Source organism: Acinetobacter sp. HZNU-JH01, from assembly GCF_037996845.1.
Lineage (GTDB): Bacteria > Pseudomonadota > Gammaproteobacteria > Pseudomonadales > Moraxellaceae > Acinetobacter > Acinetobacter haemolyticus.
On the sequence record NZ_JBBMZX010000001.1, the window covers coordinates 1012199 to 1030509 of the forward strand.

Below are 18311 nucleotides of genomic sequence, written 5' to 3' on the forward strand. Positions count from 1 at the left end.
AAAGGCCAAGCTTAAATAAAAAATGTGATTTTTACCATATAAAAATAAACAAATATAAAAAAGAAAGCCTCAAAACTGAGGCTTTCATAGTGGATTATTATCATTAAAATAAAATCACACTAAAATATCTCGCTTTCCATTTGCACCCATCGCGCTAACAATCCCATTCTCTTCCATTTGGTCGATAATACGCGCTGCACGGTTATATCCTAAGCTAAATTTACGTTGTAACGATGAAGTCGAAGCTTTACGCGTTTCAAGGACAAACGAAACACACTGATCATACAATGCATCTCGATTTGGATCTCCATCACCATCTTCAAAACCACGAGAACTTGGTTCTTCATCAAATGGTGTTAAGATTTCATCGACGTAGTCTGGTTCACCACGCTCACGCCATGCATCACAAATACGGTTCACTTCATCATCACTGATAAATGCCCCGTGAACACGTTCAGGTTCAATTTTACCAGGGCCCAAGAACAACATATCACCATGCCCAAGCAGGTCTTCTGCCCCACCTGCATCCAAAATCGTACGTGAGTCAATTTTACTGTTCACACGCAAGGCAACACGTGTAGGAATATTCGCCTTAATCAAACCCGTAATCACGTCTACAGATGGTCGCTGAGTCGCAAGCAGTAAATGAATACCAGCTGCACGAGATTTTTGTGCAAGACGGGTAATCATTTCTTCAGCCTTTTTACCCACCTGCATAATCATATCTGCAAACTCATCAGCAACGATCACAATGGATGGCAATGGAGTTAAACGTGGGGCACGTTCTTGAGTTGCAGAATCACTCGGCTTCCAAGTCGGATCAATCAAATCCTCACCATTGGCAATCGCTTCTTCAACCTTACGGTTATAGTCACTCAATTTACGAATTTTCAAGAATGACATCAATTTATAGCGACGTTCCATTTCATTAACACACCAGTTCAATGCACTGACAGCATCTTTCATATCAGTTACAACAGGTGTTAATAAGTGTGGAATGTCGTTGTAGTTGGCTAATTCAAGCTGTTTTGGGTCGATAAGAATCAAGCGCAGTTGGTCTGGTGTATATTTCAATAACATCGATAAAATCATCGAGTTAACCGCAACAGATTTACCTGAACCTGTGGTTCCCGCAACCAACATATGTGGTGCTTTACCCAAATCTGCAATAACAGGATTACCTGAGATGTCTTTACCCATTGCCATAGAAAGCATGCTATTCGGATCGGTAAAAGCAGGAATCGTCAATAATTCAATCAAACGCACCATTTCACGCGTGCTGTTTGGAACCTCAATGCCAATATAAGGTTTGCCTGGAATGACTTCTACAACCCGTACCGATGCCATCGACATTGAACGCGCCAAATCACGAGAAATATTAGTAACCTTAGATGCTTTAACACCGGGCGCCAAATCAAGCTCAAAACGTGTTACGACTGGACCAGGTTGAGCTTCAACCACCTGAGCCTTAACATTAAATTCTTGTAATTTAATTTCTAGCAGCTCAGACAAACGAGCCAATTGCTCGGCAGTAAAGTTTACTTTTTTATTTGGATCAACCTCATCCAGCAATTCTAAACCTGGTAATGTTGGAAGATCACGTCTTTTTTGTGCCACTTGCATCGCACGCGACATAGGACGCCCAAAAGCATCTGTTAATGGCGCATCGAGATCAAAGTCATCCATATCGACATCTAAATCAGACTCAGTTTTACCCGCAGTTTCCTGCCAAGCTTCAATAAAGGCTTCTTTAGATAACGCCTCTTTCGGCTTATTTACATCGATCGGTGCTTTTACAAATGCAGATGATTGTGCGTAACTTGTTGCTTGAGAAACTGATTTTTCACCATCTTCATCGACAAGAAGATCATTAAAATCATCGAAATCCTCTCCTGCTACAACATGCTTATCATCTTGAATTGTGTTTTGCACAGGAGCGCTATGAGGCATTGCTACTGTTACGTTTTCAGACTCAGTAATTAGTGCATTGATTTCATGATCAAACTCAACTTCATCAATATGAGAGCTTGTATTATTTGAAAAAGTTTCTTGTTGTGTAAATGGCGTATGCGCATCTGTTGCTGTCTTACTATTCGGCACAGCAGCAAGTAACTCATCAAAAATTTGATCATCGTTCCAATCTAATCCCTGATGATGACTTTGCTGAATGACTGGTCTTGTTTGTGGTTGTGCAGAAAGTTCAGCAGCAGGATTCATATCATCTTCAGCAGCCCTGAGAAGCGCATCAATTTCTTGTTTATGATTCGCATCATCACTTTGTAATGCACGCCACACTTCACCTGTCTGAATCAAGCGCTGACTCTCTGTTTCCAATTGATGTGCACGTTGCAGGGTTTGTTCAAAATCTTCATTTTGTGGCTCTTGTTGGGGTTGAACATGCTGCTGCCCTAATTCTTTTGCAGCAACATCTGCAAATAATCTTTCAGCAAGCTGTTGATGACGATCATCTGTTTTTATTGACTGATCAACAATCATGTCTGCATCATTATTGTTGATAGTTTGATCAGATTCTAACGCCGCTGAATCTATAGCATTATTGGTGAGCGTACTTGTCTCAGTCTTACCAATTGTAGCCAATTGCTCCGTTCGGTCATACGCAGATTCATTTTGAGGAACATTTCGGTAAAACAAATCCTGCAAATACACAGGCGTTTTTTTCAATACACTCCATGTTTTGCCCCATTGGATCCCAAACGCTAAGGTCAACAATATGACACTAAAAACCAATAAGAATAAGGTTGCCCCGTAGATAGTCAAAGTTTGCGATAAACTCTGCCCCAACTCATAACCAATAATCCCTCCAGCAGCATTATCTAAAGTGTCAGCAGGTGTATTCCAATATAAATACAGAAGGCTAGAGATGGACAGAATTAGGAAAAACTGTGCTGCGTAACGAAATGGGCGGTTCAAAAAGCTTCTCGGCCACCAAACTTGTATCGCTTCTATGAATAGAAACAATGGAAGTAACAAACTCGCCCAGCCTAAGAAACCAAAGAGTAAATCTGCGATCCAAGCACCCGCCACACCACTTGCATTTGAAACATGTTGAGTGTCACTGGATATATGCATCCAGCCTGGATCAAATGGTGTATAGGTTACTGTGGCAAGAAATAAATAAATGCCAAAAGAAATCAAAAATAATGTCATTAAAAAGCGTTGTGCATAAACACTTGACACCGCAGTCATATACAGTCCTGTAACCCAATTCGTTATTTGTTGGTATATTACTTAAGGCCATAACAGCCCTAATCAATAAGTCTAATATTATGCACTCGTTCTTACAAAAAAGATGCACGATTGTTTACTGTTGTTGTTAACATCGGGAGCTATTCACATTTCCGACACGTATTTTTGCAATAATCTGCTCGTCAGAAATGATATAGCCCAATTCGATCAAGTTAATCAATATTATCCTAATCGATTTAACCCACTCGTCTTTGGTTTCACGTATAATTTTAGCAGTTTCAATATAAAAAGGATGTTCTTTAATGAGCGCTCGTCACTCACGGTTAATTATTTTGGGTTCTGGTCCTGCTGGTTATAGTGCAGCTGTATATGCAGCACGCGCTAACCTCAAACCAACTCTGATTGCTGGTTTACAGCTTGGTGGTCAACTTACAACGACCACTGAAGTTGATAACTGGCCTGGAGACCCAGAAGGATTAACAGGCCCTGTACTCATGGAGCGTATGCAGGCTCATGCTGAACGTTTCGGTACAGAGATTATCTATGATCATATCAATGAAGTAGACCTTAAAACTCGCCCATTCGTTTTAAAAGGTGATATGGAAGAGTACACATGTGATGCGCTGATTATTGCAACAGGAGCAACTGCACAATATTTAGGTCTTGAGTCTGAGGCTGCCTTTATGGGTCAAGGTGTAAGTGCTTGTGCGACTTGTGATGGATTCTTCTATAAAAACCAAAATGTAATGGTTGTCGGTGGTGGTAACACCGCTGTTGAAGAAGCACTTTACCTATCTAACATTGCTGCGCACGTAACATTAGTTCACCGTCGTGACAGCTTACGTTCTGAGAAGATTTTGCAAGATCATCTTTTTACTAAAGAAAAAGAAGGCAAAATCAGTATCATTTGGAACCATCAAGTTGATGAAGTGCTCGGTGATAAAACTGGTGTAACATCAGTTCGTATTAAATCGACTCAAGATTCAAGCACTCAAGATATTCCAGTTCAAGGTTTATTTGTTGCGATTGGACATAAGCCCAATACAGGTATGTTTGAAGGTCAACTTAACTTGAGAGATGGATACATTCAAGTGCATAGTGGCACGGCAGGTAATGCAACAGCGGCTTCAGTTGAAGGTGTTTTTGCTGCTGGTGACGTAGCAGATAGTATCTATCGCCAAGCAATCACTTCAGCAGGTTCAGGCTGTATGGCTGCATTAGATGCAGAAAAATATTTAGACAATTTGAACTAATCACATCGTTCCATCTTCGTTGGCAATCTAACTGATTGTCAACGTTGCTTCATTCAGATAGTTTAAGCATGTCATTATTTACTTACTTCAATCATGCAACAACTTCCCCCATCTGAGTTTATCTTTCCAAATCCCATTGAAGCTGACCCTGAAGGTCAAGGCCTCATCTGTATTGGTGCCGACCTCTCCCCTGCTACGTTGTTTGAAGCTTATACACATGGCTTGTTTCCTTGGTTTAATGAAGACGAACCCATTTGTTGGTGGAGTCCAGAACCTCGTTGCATCATCGAGCCATATGCGTATAAACCAAGTAAATCACTCCTTCGCAATATGAAGAAGCATGATTATCAAATTACCATTAATCATGCTTTCGAAGATGTCATTCGTTCCTGCTCACTGCCACGAAGTTATGCAGACGAAACATGGATCAGTGAAGATATCATTCAAGGTTATTGTGCATTGTTTAACGCAGGTTACGCCTATAGCGTTGAAGTTTGGCAGCAAGAGCAACTTGTTGGTGGTTTATATGGTGTAAGTATTGGCAAAGGCTGTTTTGGTGAGTCCATGTTTAGCACTCAAACAGATGTTTCTAAAATGGCTTTTTACACTTTGATGCTAATTGGTCAAGAAAATCACATGCCATGGATAGACTGTCAACTAGTCAATGACCACCTTTTAAGCCTAGGCGCGAGTACAATTTCTCGCCAAGCTTATCTAAAATCGTTACAAGATGTAATTATTGCCCCCCCTATCAATTGGAAAAGTTATCAAGAACGTGTATTTTCAAGTAAAACAATAGCAGTTTTTAAAAAATTAGACGGTTAACGGATGAACACCTTGGAGGGACAGATTCATGAAATCATATCAACCCAAGTCCCTTTTAAATGACTTACAGTATTACATTACTCCACCACACGACTGTAGTTATCTCGATAACAAATCAGCTCGTATGGTATTTTTGGACCCCATTCACCGCATTGATGTGGTGACGTTATCAGAACTTTCACGTGTCGGTTTTCGCCGTAGCGGTGATTTTATTTATCGCCCTGAATGTCATTTATGCCGCCAATGCTTATCTTGTCGCGTACCAATTCAAGAATTTAAAATGAACAGTAGCCAAAAAAAAGCTTGGAAACGCAATCAAGATTTACAGATGAGCATTTTGCCAACATCTCAGGCCACACAACAGCATTATGATTTATACGAACGTTATATTAACGAAAGGCATGCTGATGGCGACATGTATCCTGCGAGTTTAGATCAATTTGAAAAATTTCTAGTGCACAGCTGCACAGAAAGCTTCTTCATTGAGCTCTGGAAAGATCAAAAATTAATTGGTGTTTCAACCTGTGACTTGATGGATGATGGTTTATCTGCAGTTTATACTTTCTTCGATCCAGATGAACAACGTCGCTCCTTGGGCGTATTTGCGATTCTTAAGCAAATCGAATATGTCAAAACGCTGAATCTTGATTATCTCTATTTAGGCTATTGGGTACCACACTCATCCAAGATGAATTATAAATCGCAATATACGCCACTCGAATTATTACTCGATGGGCAGTGGCGCCGACTCAATCGTCCTCTTGCAAACAATGAAATCCAGCAACTCGGTAACTCTTTGATGAGTACACTACCCTCTGAGTGGAATAATTTAATTATTAAATAAAGCTGCAAAATCATCAGTGCATGTTTTGACCATAATCACGGCATGCTCTTTTGAACCATCGACATTTGGATAATAGTTTTTACGTAAATCAATTTGATGAAAACCGGACTTTTCATACAAACGAATTGCCGCTGCGTTACTTTCACGCACTTCTAAAAAAATCTGAATCGGATCATTCTTTAAGTGCTGGATAGAATAATCGAGCAACTCGTATCCAAGACCTCTGCCCTGATGACTTGGATGAATCGCCATCAATAATAAGTTTGCTTCATCTAACACAGGTTGCAAAATACAGAACCCGACTATCTGATTCGCCTGTTCATATACCGTACATTGATAAGAAGCTAAAGATTCTTGGAATTGCTGCTTCGACCATGGATGAGTTTGCACTAAACGCTCAATGGTGAAGACGCTTTCTAGATCACTTTCCTGCATCAATCGAATCACGATTTATTACTCTATAAAATACTGATGCAGATTATCAGCAATTTAAACCAAAATTTGAATAAAAAAATGGGCAATCTAAATTGCCCATCATTTTAGTTCGGATTAAAACCTAATTCCGCACGCCATTTATTCAACAGTTCAGTCGTATCATCATCATTAGGATGGAAATTTGGTCGTAAGAATGCGAGTAATGTTGGTATTTGACGTGTCATAAAACCTTTATAACCATACATAAACTTCAACATGTATTTGGTATCACGCCATGTCAACTTACCATCAGTTTTGAGTAATGTCGCTGTAAAATAGGATTGAGTGATAAAGATAAGCCCCATCGCAATAACCAAAGCTAACGAGCGCATAAAATAAGCTTTAACACCTTGACCATACATTGCCTCGTACACATCAAAGGCAACAGCTTTATGTTCATTTTCCTCTACCGCATGCCACATCCAAAGGTGATACATTGTTTCATCTTGGAACATTGCCTGAATATCTGGATTGCTCAACAGTTCTTCCGCGATCGTAGACGTGAAATGTTCTAAAGCACATGTCCCCGTTAGACCAATCATTTCTTTAGTAAAACCGAACGGTTTCATTACAGTTGAAATAATCGTAGCTGCGGTATCTATCACTTTACCAGTCTGGGCTTCCAATTTTCGTACATCATAACCATAGGCTTGTGCTGATGCATTAAAAGCCAAATGTTCTTTAGAGTGCATCGCTTCTTGACCAATAAATGCACTGATTTCTTTTTGTAATTTTGGATCAGCAAGTTTAGGATCATTTCGAACAGCGCGAGTACTATTCACAAAGAATTGTTCACCTTCAGGGAACAGTGCAGAAAGTGCGGTCATAAAATGTGTCAATGCCGCATCACCATTTGCCCAATAACGTGGTACTTCACCAAATTCAAAATCCATTCGACGTACAGGGAAGCTTGCACCAGCTCGGTTTGAAATATTGACTTTAGCATTCATACCGTTCTCCTAAAACATTTTTTGAATAATCATGATCTATTTATAGTTATACGCTGATTCACATGCATGAAATAAGTGCATATAAGGTCACAAAAGCATCATCTTAGGACATGTCATTTAAGACAATTTATTTTAAATTTAATTTTCATGTATAAAAAAGGGCAACAATATTGCGCCCTTTCTCTCAAAGTAATTTCAAAATTGAATTACAGACCTAACTTTGCTTTCCAATCTTTAAGTAATTGAACTGTATCTAAATCATTTGGATGAAAACGAGGTCTGAAATAAGCCAACATTTCACCCGCCATACCTGTAATAATTCCTTTTGATGGGCTATAACCATATTTATAAATCATACCAAGCTCTTTCAGATTCAACTTCTTATCTTGTTGAAGCAAACGCAAAGTGAAGTATGATTGAAGAATAAAAATTAATGCCATCGCAAAAACCAGTGCCGTAGTACGTAAACTATAAGCTTTAAGACCTTTACCAAACACTGCCTCATATACATCATAAGCAACTGCTTTATGTTCATTTTCTTCAACAGCATGCCAGAACCACATATAAGACATGGTTTCATCGGTCATTAAGTCTTGAATGTGCTGATTACGCAATAATTCAGAAGCAATCGTAGCTGTAAAATGTTCTAAAGCTGTGGTTGCAGTTAAATCAACCATTTCTCTAGTCATTCCAAAAGGCTTCACAACTTTAGAAAAGTTTTTAAGCGCAAATTGAATATAACGCCCAGTAATCTGTTCTAAAGATCGTACATCATGACCGTATTTTTGAGCAGAAGCATTGAAGTTTACATGCTCCTGCGTATGCATCGCCTCTTGACCAATAAACGCACTAATTTCTTTCTGTAATTCCGCATTATCTTTAATTGTTGGGTGATAACGTACAGCACGTACAGCGTCGATAAATAATTTTTCACCATCTGGGAATAATGCAGATAATGCTGTCATAAAATGTGTAAGTCCTGCTGAACCATTCATCCAATATTCAGGGACTTGATCGAAGTCAAAATTCATACGACGGACTGGAAAACTTGCACCTGCACGATTAGAAATATTCACTTTAGCATTCATGCTGCCAACTCCTTTTAAGTGGAGCACTCCACTTAGTTCTATTGTTCATTTTCTTGAGTTTTATATTACGTTTTTATATGAATCAATTAAGTGCAGTTAAGGACAGCAAAGTATCAGTTTGGGACACTATTCAATAAAATCGTCCTACAATTTGAGCTACATGTGCAAACTAATGCTTATAATAAATAAATAAAAAAATACAAATCAAAAATATAGTAGCTATTCCAAATGCCCAAATTCTGATTCTTTTTTTCAAACGATAAACATCATGATCGAAATTAAAGTGTTCAGGATGAATATTTAATCGATAGAAAATTTCAGGAGAGACAGTAATATCAGGTCGCCGTTGATGTAAACGCTTAAAGAATTCACAAGCAAGTTCATGAGAGTTTTTAATTACATATTCACCAACGAATCCACCTAATTGAAAATACAATTGTTTTATAACAACTTTATTTAGATCTACATTATTGATATAGACATAAAGTGAACTTGGCAGTTTGGAATAATTAACAATATAGATATCATAATTTGATCTATTTACGTCATGATTTAATTGATCGAATAAAATTGATCTTTTCCCTCCACCAAATAAATGATGATGAAAACCCAAATCATCAATTGAATAGCTACATACTTGATTTTTAAATATCTTTTTTAAAGTTGCCACTTTAAAGACATACCACCAAATTAAAGCACTCAATCCAAAAGATATAATAATTAACAAAAAAAGATATGACTTAAGCCATTGTTCTGATTTATAAAAAATTATTGGCAGAGTGATGATGACGTTAATAAAACAAGTAAAATAAAAGAAATAAACTATACGCAAAAAATTCGTTAATTTCTTATTTGGTATGGATTTTATTGTGTTCATATTTTCTCTCATAAAAAAACACCCCAAAGGGGTGTTTTTTTATTACTCTAGGGCAATTATGCAGTTACTTTCGCAACAACACCAGCACCTACAGTACGACCACCTTCACGGATCGCAAAACGTAGACCTGGGTCCATTGCGATCGGGTGGATTAACTCTACTGACATTTCTACGTTGTCACCAGGCATTACCATTTCTACGCCATCTTGTAATTTGATCGCGCCAGTTACGTCAGTTGTACGGAAGTAGAACTGTGGACGGTAACCGTTAAGGAATGGAGTGTGACGACCACCTTCTTCTTTAGAAAGTACGTATACTTCCGCATCGAATTTAGTGTGTGGCTTGATTGAACCTGGTTTAGCAAGTACTTGACCACGTTGTACGTCTTCACGCTTAGTACCACGTAGAAGAACACCACAGTTCTCGCCCGCACGGCCTTCGTCAAGAAGTTTACGGAACATTTCTACGCCAGTTACAGTTGTTTTAACTGTATCTTTAATACCAACGATTTCAACTTCTTCGCCGACTTTAACGATACCAGACTCAACACGGCCTGTTACTACAGTACCACGACCAGAGATTGAGAATACGTCTTCGATTGGCATCAAGAATGCTTTGTCGATCGCACGCTCTGGCTCAGGAATATAAGAATCAAGCGCTTCAACAAGTGCAAGAACTGAAGACTCACCGTATTGACCAGCATCACCTTCTAACGCTTTAAGCGCAGAACCACGGATTACTGGAGTATCATCACCTGGGAAGTCATAAGTAGAAAGAAGTTCACGAACTTCCATTTCTACTAATTCAAGTAATTCTTCATCATCAACAAGGTCACACTTGTTCAAGAATACGATGATGTACGGTACACCAACCTGACGTGAAAGAAGGATGTGTTCACGAGTTTGTGGCATTGGACCATCAGTCGCAGCACATACAAGGATCGCGCCGTCCATCTGAGCAGCACCAGTAATCATGTTTTTAACATAATCGGCGTGGCCCGGGCAGTCTACGTGAGCGTAGTGACGGATTGGAGAATCGTATTCTACGTGTGAAGTATTAATTGTAATACCACGTGCTTTTTCTTCAGGAGCAGAGTCGATTTGCGAGTAATCTTTCGCTTCACCGCCGTAAGTTTTTGCACAGATTGTTGCAATCGCAGCAGTTAAAGTTGTTTTACCATGGTCAACGTGACCAATTGTACCCACGTTTACGTGTGGTTTGTTACGTTCAAACTTGGCTTTAGCCATGATGATCTTCCTTTATAAACTGCTCATGAGGGTCACCCATGAGCACTTGGTTTTTAACTAAATTTTAGTTGGGTAATATAGTAATCGAAAGATTACTCGTCGTCACCTTTTTTACCGCCAGCTTGGAACTTAGCGATGATGCCTTCAGCCACGTTACGTGGAGTTTCAGCGTATTTAGCGAATTCCATAGAATACGTTGCACGACCTTGAGACATAGAACGCATTTGAGTCGCGTAACCAAACATCTCAGCCAATGGAACTTCTGCTTTAATTGCTTTTGTTCCACCAGGAAGATCGTCCATACCTTGAACCATACCACGACGGCGGTTTAAGTCACCCATGATATCGCCCATGTAGTCTTCTGGAGTTTCAACTTCAACTTTCATGATTGGCTCAAGAAGGATCGGATCTGCTTTCATGAAACCGTCACGGAAAGCGTATGAACCCGCCATTTTGAACGACAATTCATCAGAGTCGACATCGTGGTAAGAACCATCATAAAGAACAGCTTTAACGCCTACAACTGGGTAACCAGCCAAGACACCATTCTTCATACGCTCTTGAATACCTTTATCAACCGCACCAAAGAATTCTTTAGGTACTACACCACCTACAACTTCTTCAGCAAATTCGTATTCTTTACCAGCAGCTTCAACATCAAGTGGCTCTAAACGAACATATACATGACCGAATTTACCTTTACCACCTGTTTGACGAACGAATTTACCTTCTTGCTCAATAGTTTTCTTAATCGTTTCACGATAAGCAACCATTGGTTTACCGATATTCGCTTCAACACCAAATTCACGCTTCATACGGTCAACAATGATGTCAAGGTGAAGCTCACCCATACCAGCAATAATTGTTTGACCAGATTCTTCATCTGTACGAACGCGGAACGATGGATCTTCTTTCGCCAAACGACCTAAAGCAATCGACATTTTTTCTTGGTCAGCTTTAGTTTTTGGTTCAACAGCCAATGAAATTACTGGCTCAGGGAATTCCATACGCTCAAGAGTAATGATGTTTTTCTCATCACATAATGTATCACCAGTAGTTACGTCTTTAAGACCTACACACGCTGCGATATCACCTGCACGGATTTCATCAAGATCTTGACGTTCGTTCGCGTGCATTTGCACGATACGACCGATACGTTCACGCTTAGACTTAACTGGGTTATAAACTGGATCGCCTTGTTTAAGAACACCAGAATAAACACGTACGAATGTTAAGTTACCTACGAACTTATCGTTCATAATTTTGAACGCAAGTGCAGAGAACGGTGCTTCGTCAGATGCTTCACGAGATGCTTTAGTTTCAGCTTTATCGTCAAGAATACCTTCGATTGCTTTAACTTCAGTCGGTGATGGTAAGAATTCAATCACAGCATCCAACATACGTTGAACACCTTTGTTTTTGAACGCAGAACCACAAAGCATCACTTGAATCTCAGATGCTAATGTACGAGCACGTAAACCAGCGATGATGTCTTCTTTAGAAAGATCACCTTCTTCTAGGTACTTGTCCATTAACTCTTCTGAAGCTTCAGCAGCCGCTTCAACCATGTTAGTACGCCATTCGTTAGCAGTATCAACGAGGTCAGCTGGAATCTCACCGTATTCAAACTTCATACCTTGAGATGCTTCATCCCAGATAATCGCTTTCATCTCGATAAGGTCAACAACACCTTGGAATGTGTCTTCAGCACCGATTGGCACAACGATTGGAACAGGGTTACCGCCCAAACGAGTTTTAACTTGTTCAACAGCACGGAAGAAGTTTGCACCAGTACGGTCCATCTTGTTCACGAATGCTAAACGAGGCACTTTATATTTGTTTGCTTGACGCCATACAGTTTCAGACTGAGGCTGTACACCACCAACTGCACAGTAAACCATGCACGCGCCATCAAGAACACGCATAGAACGTTCAACTTCGATTGTGAAGTCTACGTGTCCCGGTGTATCAATTACGTTGATACGGTGTTGGTCAAATTGGTTAGCCATACCAGACCAGAAACAAGTCGTAGCAGCAGAAGTAATGGTAATACCACGTTCTTGCTCTTGTTCCATCCAGTCCATTGTTGCTGCACCGTCGTGTACTTCACCAATTTTGTGAGATACACCTGTGTAGAACAAAATACGTTCAGTTGTAGTTGTTTTACCTGCGTCAATGTGCGCAGAAATACCGATGTTACGGTAACGAGTAATAGGGGTTTGGCGAGCCATGATGTCTACATTCCTAAATGTTATATTTAAAACAGGACGCACCAATTATATTGATGCGCACGAATATCCAAGCAGACAACTTAAATACCCGCAAAGCCCCCACTTTGGTAAAGAGCGATGTTGAATCGAGCAGCGGTACGCATGAATACTCTCCTGATTAGGGACTGTTTTATCCGCTTAGAAACGGTAGTGAGAGAAGGCTTTGTTGGCTTCAGCCATACGATGCACGTCTTCACGTTTTTTGATTGCTGCACCTTTACCTTCAGCTGCATCAAGCAACTCACCAGCAAGACGTAAAGCCATCGTTTTTTCAGAACGCTTAGCAGCAGCATCTACTAACCAACGCATAGCTAAGGCAGTACGACGGGATGGGCGTACTTCCATAGGTACTTGGTAAGTAGCACCACCAACACGGCGTGCTTTTACTTCAACCATAGGACGAACTTTTTCAAGAGTAGTCTCGAAAAATTCAACTGGGTCTACTTTATTTTTTTCTTGAACACGTTCTAAAGCACCGTAAACGATACCTTCAGCAACAGATTTTTTACCATCTTGCATTACGTGGTTCATGAATTTAGCGATTGTTTGGCTGCTAAATTTTGGATCTGGAAGGATCTCACGAGCAGCGACTACGCGACGTCTTGGCATTTTAATACACCTAATATTATGACACTTCAGGATAATCCAGCAGTTTGTACAAGTGTCATGCACATGACGCTGGCCTTACTATACGTCGCTTGAATTACAAATCTATGAAGAATTCAAACAAGCGAAACGCTAAAGGGTTGCTTGGGCAAGTTGCCTAGAATTACTTCTTAGGACGTTTCGCACCGTATTTAGAACGTGACTGGTTACGATCTTTCACGCCAGCACAGTCTAAAGAACCACGAACGGTATGGTAACGTACACCTGGTAAGTCTTTAACACGACCACCACGGATAAGAACAACACTGTGCTCTTGTAAGTTATGACCTTCACCACCGATGTAGCTAGATACTTCAAAACCAGAAGTTAAGCGAACACGGCAAACCTTACGCATTGCTGAGTTAGGTTTTTTAGGAGTAGTCGTATATACACGTGTACATACACCACGACGTTGTGGACAAGCCTTCAACGCAGGAACTTTTGATTTTTCAATCAAAGTTGTACGACCCTTACGGATCAACTGATTTGTTGTTGCCATTTGGCAATTCTCCCGTTATTAAACAACCTCGAAAAAAAGAAAAAACACCTCTTTTCAAGGGCACATAATTGTAAGCCAAGATGCAACAATGGTCAACAATGCAATAAGCTGCATTGTTGACCATTGTTTGTTTAAAACGTTGCTTCGATGTAAACAGCAAGTAAAGACCGAATCAGCTATGTTTGGTTGAAGCTGGCTCTATGTCTATAGTTTGTTGCTCAGTTGTTGATTCCTGCGTTTCAGCCACAAATTCTTCTACTTCCTCAGACTTCAAGGCAGGCTGTTGTTCAGTGTGCTCATGCTCTTCAACATATTGCTCAGCAAGTTGCTGTAAACCATCACTAACTTTGTCGTCATTTTGTTCAGGCAATACATCGTGTTTCAACTGCACAGCGACGTGGGTAATCACATCATTCTTCAAATCATCTGTTTTTAACACCGTATTTTCGGCTTGATTTAAATATTTCGATGGTTCCTTGCGAAGTAGAGCTTCAGCTTTGAAATAAGCCTCCAATGCCGAAATTTGTTCATTTGGATGTTCATTTAAATAAAAACGCGCTGCTCCAAAAATTGATTGTGACTTATGTCCAACATCTTCTAGTAGCTTCCAGCTATAAAAACCACCCAATGCCGCACCAGCAATTGGCGTTAGTTTCCCCACCATCGAAACCTGAGGAATACGATTTAGCCATCCCCATTTAAATTGACCTTGATCATCAACCAACCATTGCTTCACCAATTCAATATCGTTGTTTGATCCTAGAAGCTGTTGGAATTGCTGCAAATCATGGGTTTCTAACATTGATTTCAAAGCTTTCAAAGCAAGTAAAAGTGTTTGCTTTTCTGCAACCAACCCTAAATCAATTTCTTTAAAAACAAATGCTACAACATCCTGATCAACTTCATCTGTTAAATCGAAACCGTGTGAACGACCTGTTTGATAAATAGTTCTCAATGCCAAAACAAAAGATGCAGGAATATCTATTGCAGCGCCCCAAACACCTGTTGCACCAGTCACCGCACCTTGAGCAGCAGCCAACAGCTTATTTTGTTCGATCAGTGCTTGGCTTAAACGCTGCGAACGCCCTGTATCTTTGGTAAGTTCCATAATATCTGTTACGCCAGCCTCATCTAAGATTTTCTCAGTCAATGAACTATTGGAACTAAACTCATTTAACCATTGAAATAAATAGTCTGAAACTTTTTCACCTAAATCTGGTGACACAAAAGAAGCCACATTATTCACCTTTGCGTAGTGGCGACCTAACAACTGATGTGAAAATTTAGGCAATTGTTGACGCAACATCTGCTGAGGACTTTCATACTTTTCTACTTCAAATGGACTTTTTATACGTGCGCTCCCCTCAATGATATTGGCTGCATGAGCATGCTCACCACCAGATGTCGTTGGGGCAACTTGAAGTTTTTGTAATTCCGAACTGAGCTTTTTAGCCACTCCAAAGGCTTGTGCAAATAAACCTGAAGCTGGTTTGTTTTTAGATTTTGTCATCAAGTACCTCTGTTGTATATTGTGTGCATCTCTAGGTAAATACTAGGTTGAATACAGATTTATCTCAACTTTTATCTGTATACTTTCATTACCTTTTGTCGACAGATAGTGGATCTTTACCAAAATTTACACAACTGAAAATAGGCATAAAAATTGCCATAAGAAATAAAAAACCTTTCTGTTATCATGATGTCATTCACACATAAGCCGTTTTAATCATTATCTTCTCCTCGTTATTTTGCATAGCGATGATATACAAGGCTTAGTATTACCATAAAAGGGAACTGTAAATGAAACGTGTTGTAATCACTGGTATGGGCATTAACTCATGCATCGGTAACTCTTTAGAAGAGGTGACTCATTCTTTAAAAAATGGAATCTCTGGGACACGTTTTAACCCAACTTATGCCGAACTTAATTTCAAAAGCCATGTCAGCGCTGCTGCCGAGCAAGATTTTGATGGTATCGACCGTAAACTTAAACGCTTCATGGGCGTATGTGCGATGTATGCCTACAATGCAGCGATTGCCGCGGTAGAACATGCAGGTTTAAAACAAGAAGATTTAGCCAACAATCCACGATATGGTATCGCAGGCGGTAGTGGTGGTAACTCAACAGCTTCTGTTGCAGAGATGGTAAAACTTCTTGAAGAAAAAGGCGCACGTAAAATTGGACCTTTCTTCGTCCCACGCAACATGAGTAATACCATTACCGCGAACGTTGGTGTCGCTTTAAAACTACAAGGTATTGCTCATTCGATTACCAGTGCTTGTGCAACTTCTGCAGATGCTATTGGTTATGCTTATAATTTAATCCAACTAGGCAAACAAGATTTAATGCTTGCAGGTGGTGGTGAAGAAGATCACTGGTCACAAAGCCTATTGTTTGATGCGATGGGTGCATTATGTTCTAAATACAATGACACACCTGAAACTGCCTCACGCCCATACTCAAAAGACCGTGACGGTTTCGTCATCGCTGGTGGTGGCGGTTTCGTTATCCTTGAGTCTCTTGAACATGCTCAAGCTCGTGGTGCAAACATCCTAGCAGAAGTTGTTGCCTATGCAGCAAATAGTGATGGTGCTGATATGGTTGCACCATCAGGTGAAGGTGCAACTCGCTGTATCCTTATGGCGCTGGATGAAGCCAAACAAAATGGTGTAGAAAAAGTTGATTACGTCAACACACATGGCACATCTACGCCAGCAGGCGACATTACTGAACTAAAAGCAATGGAGCGTGCATTTGGTGAAGGTCAAGTTCCTGCATTTAGCTCAACCAAATCAATGACAGGTCACAGCTTAGGCGCAGCAGGCGTTCAAGAAGCCATTTACTCTGTATTAATGATGCAAAATGATTTTATTGCACCAAACATTAATGTGACCGAGTTAGATGAAGGCGCACAAGGTTTCGATATTGTACTTGAAAAACGTGATGCGAAACTGAATACTGTAATGAGTAACAGTTTTGGTTTTGGCGGTGTTAACGCCTGCCTTATTTTCAAGAAGTGGGATGCCTAAATCCCACGTGAAATACACACGTAGGATTATCGATGGATGCACCTTCTGATGCTTTCTTGTGGGTAAAAGCATTACATATTATCGCTGTGGTATGTTGGTTCGCAGCATTGTTCTACTTACCACGCCTTTATGTTTATCATGCGATGAGTGAAGATGCGATTAGTCACCAACGCTTTGAAGTAATGGAACGTAAGTTGTATCGTGGCATTATGTGGCCATCTATGATTGCCACATTAGTGACTGCCCACTTTCTCGTTGAATGGGGCGATGCAACTCGACATTACCATGAAGCAATATGGTTTTATCTTAAAGTCGGATTGGTTGGATTGTTGGTGATTTACCATTTTGTGTGTGGTTATTATCGCAAAAAGTTGATTGGTAACGCACACTACAAATCGCACAAGTTTTGGCGCTTTTTCAATGAAATGCCAACGCTGCTTTTATTTGCGATCATCATTTTAGTTGTTGTAAAGCCTCAGTTTTAACTGGGGTTTTTCTTTAGACGCTATATTAAAAAACTAGATAATTTATTAAACACCACTCACCTTAGATTCTCAAAATGTTCAAACTTTGGTATCGATTGACTCAAGAATTAAAAGCGAGATTCATTTCTAGTTTGATTGTTTTTTTTAGGATAAATGAATTTGCTTATCGCGGACTCACTCTAGCTGAGATTGAGATGGCTCGACCCGTCTTTGGTGACCTTATTGATTATTCAAAAATTAGAATTTTTAATATCCCCTACTTACCTTGGCAACCCACCAATATTTTTATTGCGCCAAACGGAAATTTATATGTCCATCAAAAGTATTTCCATTCAGACTATTCAAGATGTTCAATTACTTTACAAAGCATCTTTATTCATGAACTTACCCATATTCTTCAATATCAACAACAAACCAATGTCATTTTAAAAGGCGCTCTATTACAACTGGGTTATTATTTAAGTCTAAAACTATATAACCCCTATAAATATCAGTTTGTTGAGGGTAAGGCATTTACTCAATACAACATTGAACAACAGGGAGACATCGCTCGTGATATTTTCCTCAAAAAAGTCCCTAATATTATTCTTAAAAAATAAAAAGCCCTGTTATTTTAT

Annotated in this window: 16 protein-coding genes; 6 read left to right on the top strand and 10 right to left on the bottom strand. The window is 39.7% G+C overall.

Annotated features, from left to right (window positions below):
• Nucleotides 1-114: 114 nt before the first annotated feature.
• The gene (locus tag AAC851_RS04810) at nt 115-3207 is read right to left on the bottom strand and encodes a DNA translocase FtsK (RefSeq protein WP_134252744.1); all 3093 of its coding nucleotides are present in this window, start codon (nt 3205-3207) and stop codon (nt 115-117) included.
• 302 nt (nt 3208-3509) lie between these two features.
• Between AAC851_RS04810 and trxB the strand changes: the two genes are divergently transcribed.
• The 3 genes from trxB (at nt 3510) to AAC851_RS04825 (ending at nt 6129) form a co-directional block, all read left to right on the top strand.
• Nucleotides 3510-4460 (top strand): thioredoxin-disulfide reductase, encoded by a 951-nt coding sequence (gene trxB, locus AAC851_RS04815; RefSeq protein ID WP_340600586.1) that lies wholly within the window; start codon nt 3510-3512, stop codon nt 4458-4460.
• Nucleotides 4461-4553: 93 nt separating this feature from the next.
• A complete protein-coding gene (gene aat / locus AAC851_RS04820; RefSeq protein ID WP_340600587.1) occupies nt 4554-5285 on the top strand; it encodes a leucyl/phenylalanyl-tRNA--protein transferase in 732 nt (243 codons plus the stop codon).
• Nucleotides 5286-5313: 28 nt separating this feature from the next.
• Complete coding sequence (locus tag AAC851_RS04825) at nt 5314-6129, top strand: arginyltransferase (RefSeq protein ID WP_340600588.1); 816 nt, start codon at nt 5314-5316, stop codon at nt 6127-6129.
• Here AAC851_RS04825 and rimI read toward each other — a convergent pair.
• The 9 genes from rimI to AAC851_RS04870 all read right to left on the bottom strand — a co-directional run bounded on the left by rimI (nt 6115) and on the right by AAC851_RS04870 (nt 15689).
• A complete protein-coding gene (gene rimI / locus AAC851_RS04830) occupies nt 6115-6576 on the bottom strand; it encodes a ribosomal protein S18-alanine N-acetyltransferase (RefSeq protein WP_213069908.1) in 462 nt (153 codons plus the stop codon). The genes AAC851_RS04825 and rimI overlap by 15 nt on opposite strands.
• Nucleotides 6577-6668: 92 nt before the next feature.
• Nucleotides 6669-7553 (bottom strand): metal-dependent hydrolase, encoded by an 885-nt coding sequence (locus AAC851_RS04835; RefSeq protein ID WP_004638188.1) that lies wholly within the window; start codon nt 7551-7553, stop codon nt 6669-6671.
• 206 nt (nt 7554-7759) lie between these two features.
• Complete coding sequence (locus AAC851_RS04840; protein WP_004642138.1) at nt 7760-8641, bottom strand: metal-dependent hydrolase; 882 nt, start codon at nt 8639-8641, stop codon at nt 7760-7762.
• Nucleotides 8642-8810: 169 nt separating this feature from the next.
• Nucleotides 8811-9518 carry a hypothetical protein gene (locus tag AAC851_RS04845; protein WP_125501778.1) on the bottom strand — a complete coding sequence of 236 codons (708 nt, stop codon included), beginning with the start codon at nt 9516-9518 and terminating at the stop codon, nt 8811-8813.
• Between the two features lie 56 nt (nt 9519-9574).
• Nucleotides 9575-10765, bottom strand: coding sequence for an elongation factor Tu (gene tuf / locus AAC851_RS04850; RefSeq protein ID WP_005081540.1), 1191 nt, complete (start codon nt 10763-10765; stop codon nt 9575-9577).
• Between the two features lie 92 nt (nt 10766-10857).
• A complete protein-coding gene (fusA, locus tag AAC851_RS04855; RefSeq protein WP_004638187.1) occupies nt 10858-12996 on the bottom strand; it encodes an elongation factor G in 2139 nt (712 codons plus the stop codon).
• A gap of 177 nt (nt 12997-13173) precedes the next feature.
• Nucleotides 13174-13644, bottom strand: coding sequence for a 30S ribosomal protein S7 (rpsG, locus tag AAC851_RS04860; protein WP_004638185.1), 471 nt, complete (start codon nt 13642-13644; stop codon nt 13174-13176).
• 160 nt (nt 13645-13804) lie between these two features.
• Nucleotides 13805-14179 (bottom strand): 30S ribosomal protein S12, encoded by a 375-nt coding sequence (rpsL, locus tag AAC851_RS04865; RefSeq protein ID WP_004638184.1) that lies wholly within the window; start codon nt 14177-14179, stop codon nt 13805-13807.
• 172 nt (nt 14180-14351) lie between these two features.
• Nucleotides 14352-15689: an EcsC family protein gene (locus AAC851_RS04870; protein WP_340600589.1), complete on the bottom strand. Its 1338-nt coding sequence runs from the start codon at nt 15687-15689 to the stop codon at nt 14352-14354.
• Nucleotides 15690-15979: 290 nt separating this feature from the next.
• Here AAC851_RS04870 and AAC851_RS04875 point away from each other — a divergent pair, with 290 nt between their 5' ends.
• The 3 genes from AAC851_RS04875 (at nt 15980) to AAC851_RS04885 (ending at nt 18293) form a co-directional block, all read left to right on the top strand.
• A complete protein-coding gene (locus tag AAC851_RS04875; RefSeq protein ID WP_004638181.1) occupies nt 15980-17209 on the top strand; it encodes a beta-ketoacyl synthase N-terminal-like domain-containing protein in 1230 nt (409 codons plus the stop codon).
• A gap of 32 nt (nt 17210-17241) precedes the next feature.
• Nucleotides 17242-17694, top strand: coding sequence for a CopD family protein (locus AAC851_RS04880; RefSeq protein ID WP_004638180.1), 453 nt, complete (start codon nt 17242-17244; stop codon nt 17692-17694).
• Between the two features lie 74 nt (nt 17695-17768).
• The gene (locus tag AAC851_RS04885; RefSeq protein ID WP_005081534.1) at nt 17769-18293 is read left to right on the top strand and encodes a hypothetical protein; all 525 of its coding nucleotides are present in this window, start codon (nt 17769-17771) and stop codon (nt 18291-18293) included.
• Nucleotides 18294-18311 lie beyond the last annotated feature (18 nt).

Coding starts and splice junctions, on each gene's coding strand:
- fusA (WP_004638187.1), bottom strand. CDS start 12,996: ATGGCTCGCCAAACCCCTATTACTCGTTACCGTAACATCGGTATTTCT.
- tuf (WP_005081540.1), bottom strand. CDS start 10,765: ATGGCTAAAGCCAAGTTTGAACGTAACAAACCACACGTAAACGTGGGT.
- rpsG (WP_004638185.1), bottom strand. CDS start 13,644: ATGCCAAGACGTCGCGTAGTCGCTGCTCGTGAGATCCTTCCAGATCCA.
- AAC851_RS04885 (WP_005081534.1), top strand. CDS start 17,769: ATGTTCAAACTTTGGTATCGATTGACTCAAGAATTAAAAGCGAGATTC.
- AAC851_RS04880 (WP_004638180.1), top strand. CDS start 17,242: ATGGATGCACCTTCTGATGCTTTCTTGTGGGTAAAAGCATTACATATT.
- AAC851_RS04845 (WP_125501778.1), bottom strand. CDS start 9,518: ATGAACACAATAAAATCCATACCAAATAAGAAATTAACGAATTTTTTG.
- AAC851_RS04825 (WP_340600588.1), top strand. CDS start 5,314: ATGAAATCATATCAACCCAAGTCCCTTTTAAATGACTTACAGTATTAC.
- AAC851_RS04835 (WP_004638188.1), bottom strand. CDS start 7,553: ATGAATGCTAAAGTCAATATTTCAAACCGAGCTGGTGCAAGCTTCCCT.
- AAC851_RS04870 (WP_340600589.1), bottom strand. CDS start 15,689: ATGACAAAATCTAAAAACAAACCAGCTTCAGGTTTATTTGCACAAGCC.
- rpsL (WP_004638184.1), bottom strand. CDS start 14,179: ATGGCAACAACAAATCAGTTGATCCGTAAGGGTCGTACAACTTTGATT.
- trxB (WP_340600586.1), top strand. CDS start 3,510: ATGAGCGCTCGTCACTCACGGTTAATTATTTTGGGTTCTGGTCCTGCT.
- aat (WP_340600587.1), top strand. CDS start 4,554: ATGCAACAACTTCCCCCATCTGAGTTTATCTTTCCAAATCCCATTGAA.
- AAC851_RS04810 (WP_134252744.1), bottom strand. CDS start 3,207: ATGACTGCGGTGTCAAGTGTTTATGCACAACGCTTTTTAATGACATTA.
- AAC851_RS04840 (WP_004642138.1), bottom strand. CDS start 8,641: ATGAATGCTAAAGTGAATATTTCTAATCGTGCAGGTGCAAGTTTTCCA.
- AAC851_RS04875 (WP_004638181.1), top strand. CDS start 15,980: ATGAAACGTGTTGTAATCACTGGTATGGGCATTAACTCATGCATCGGT.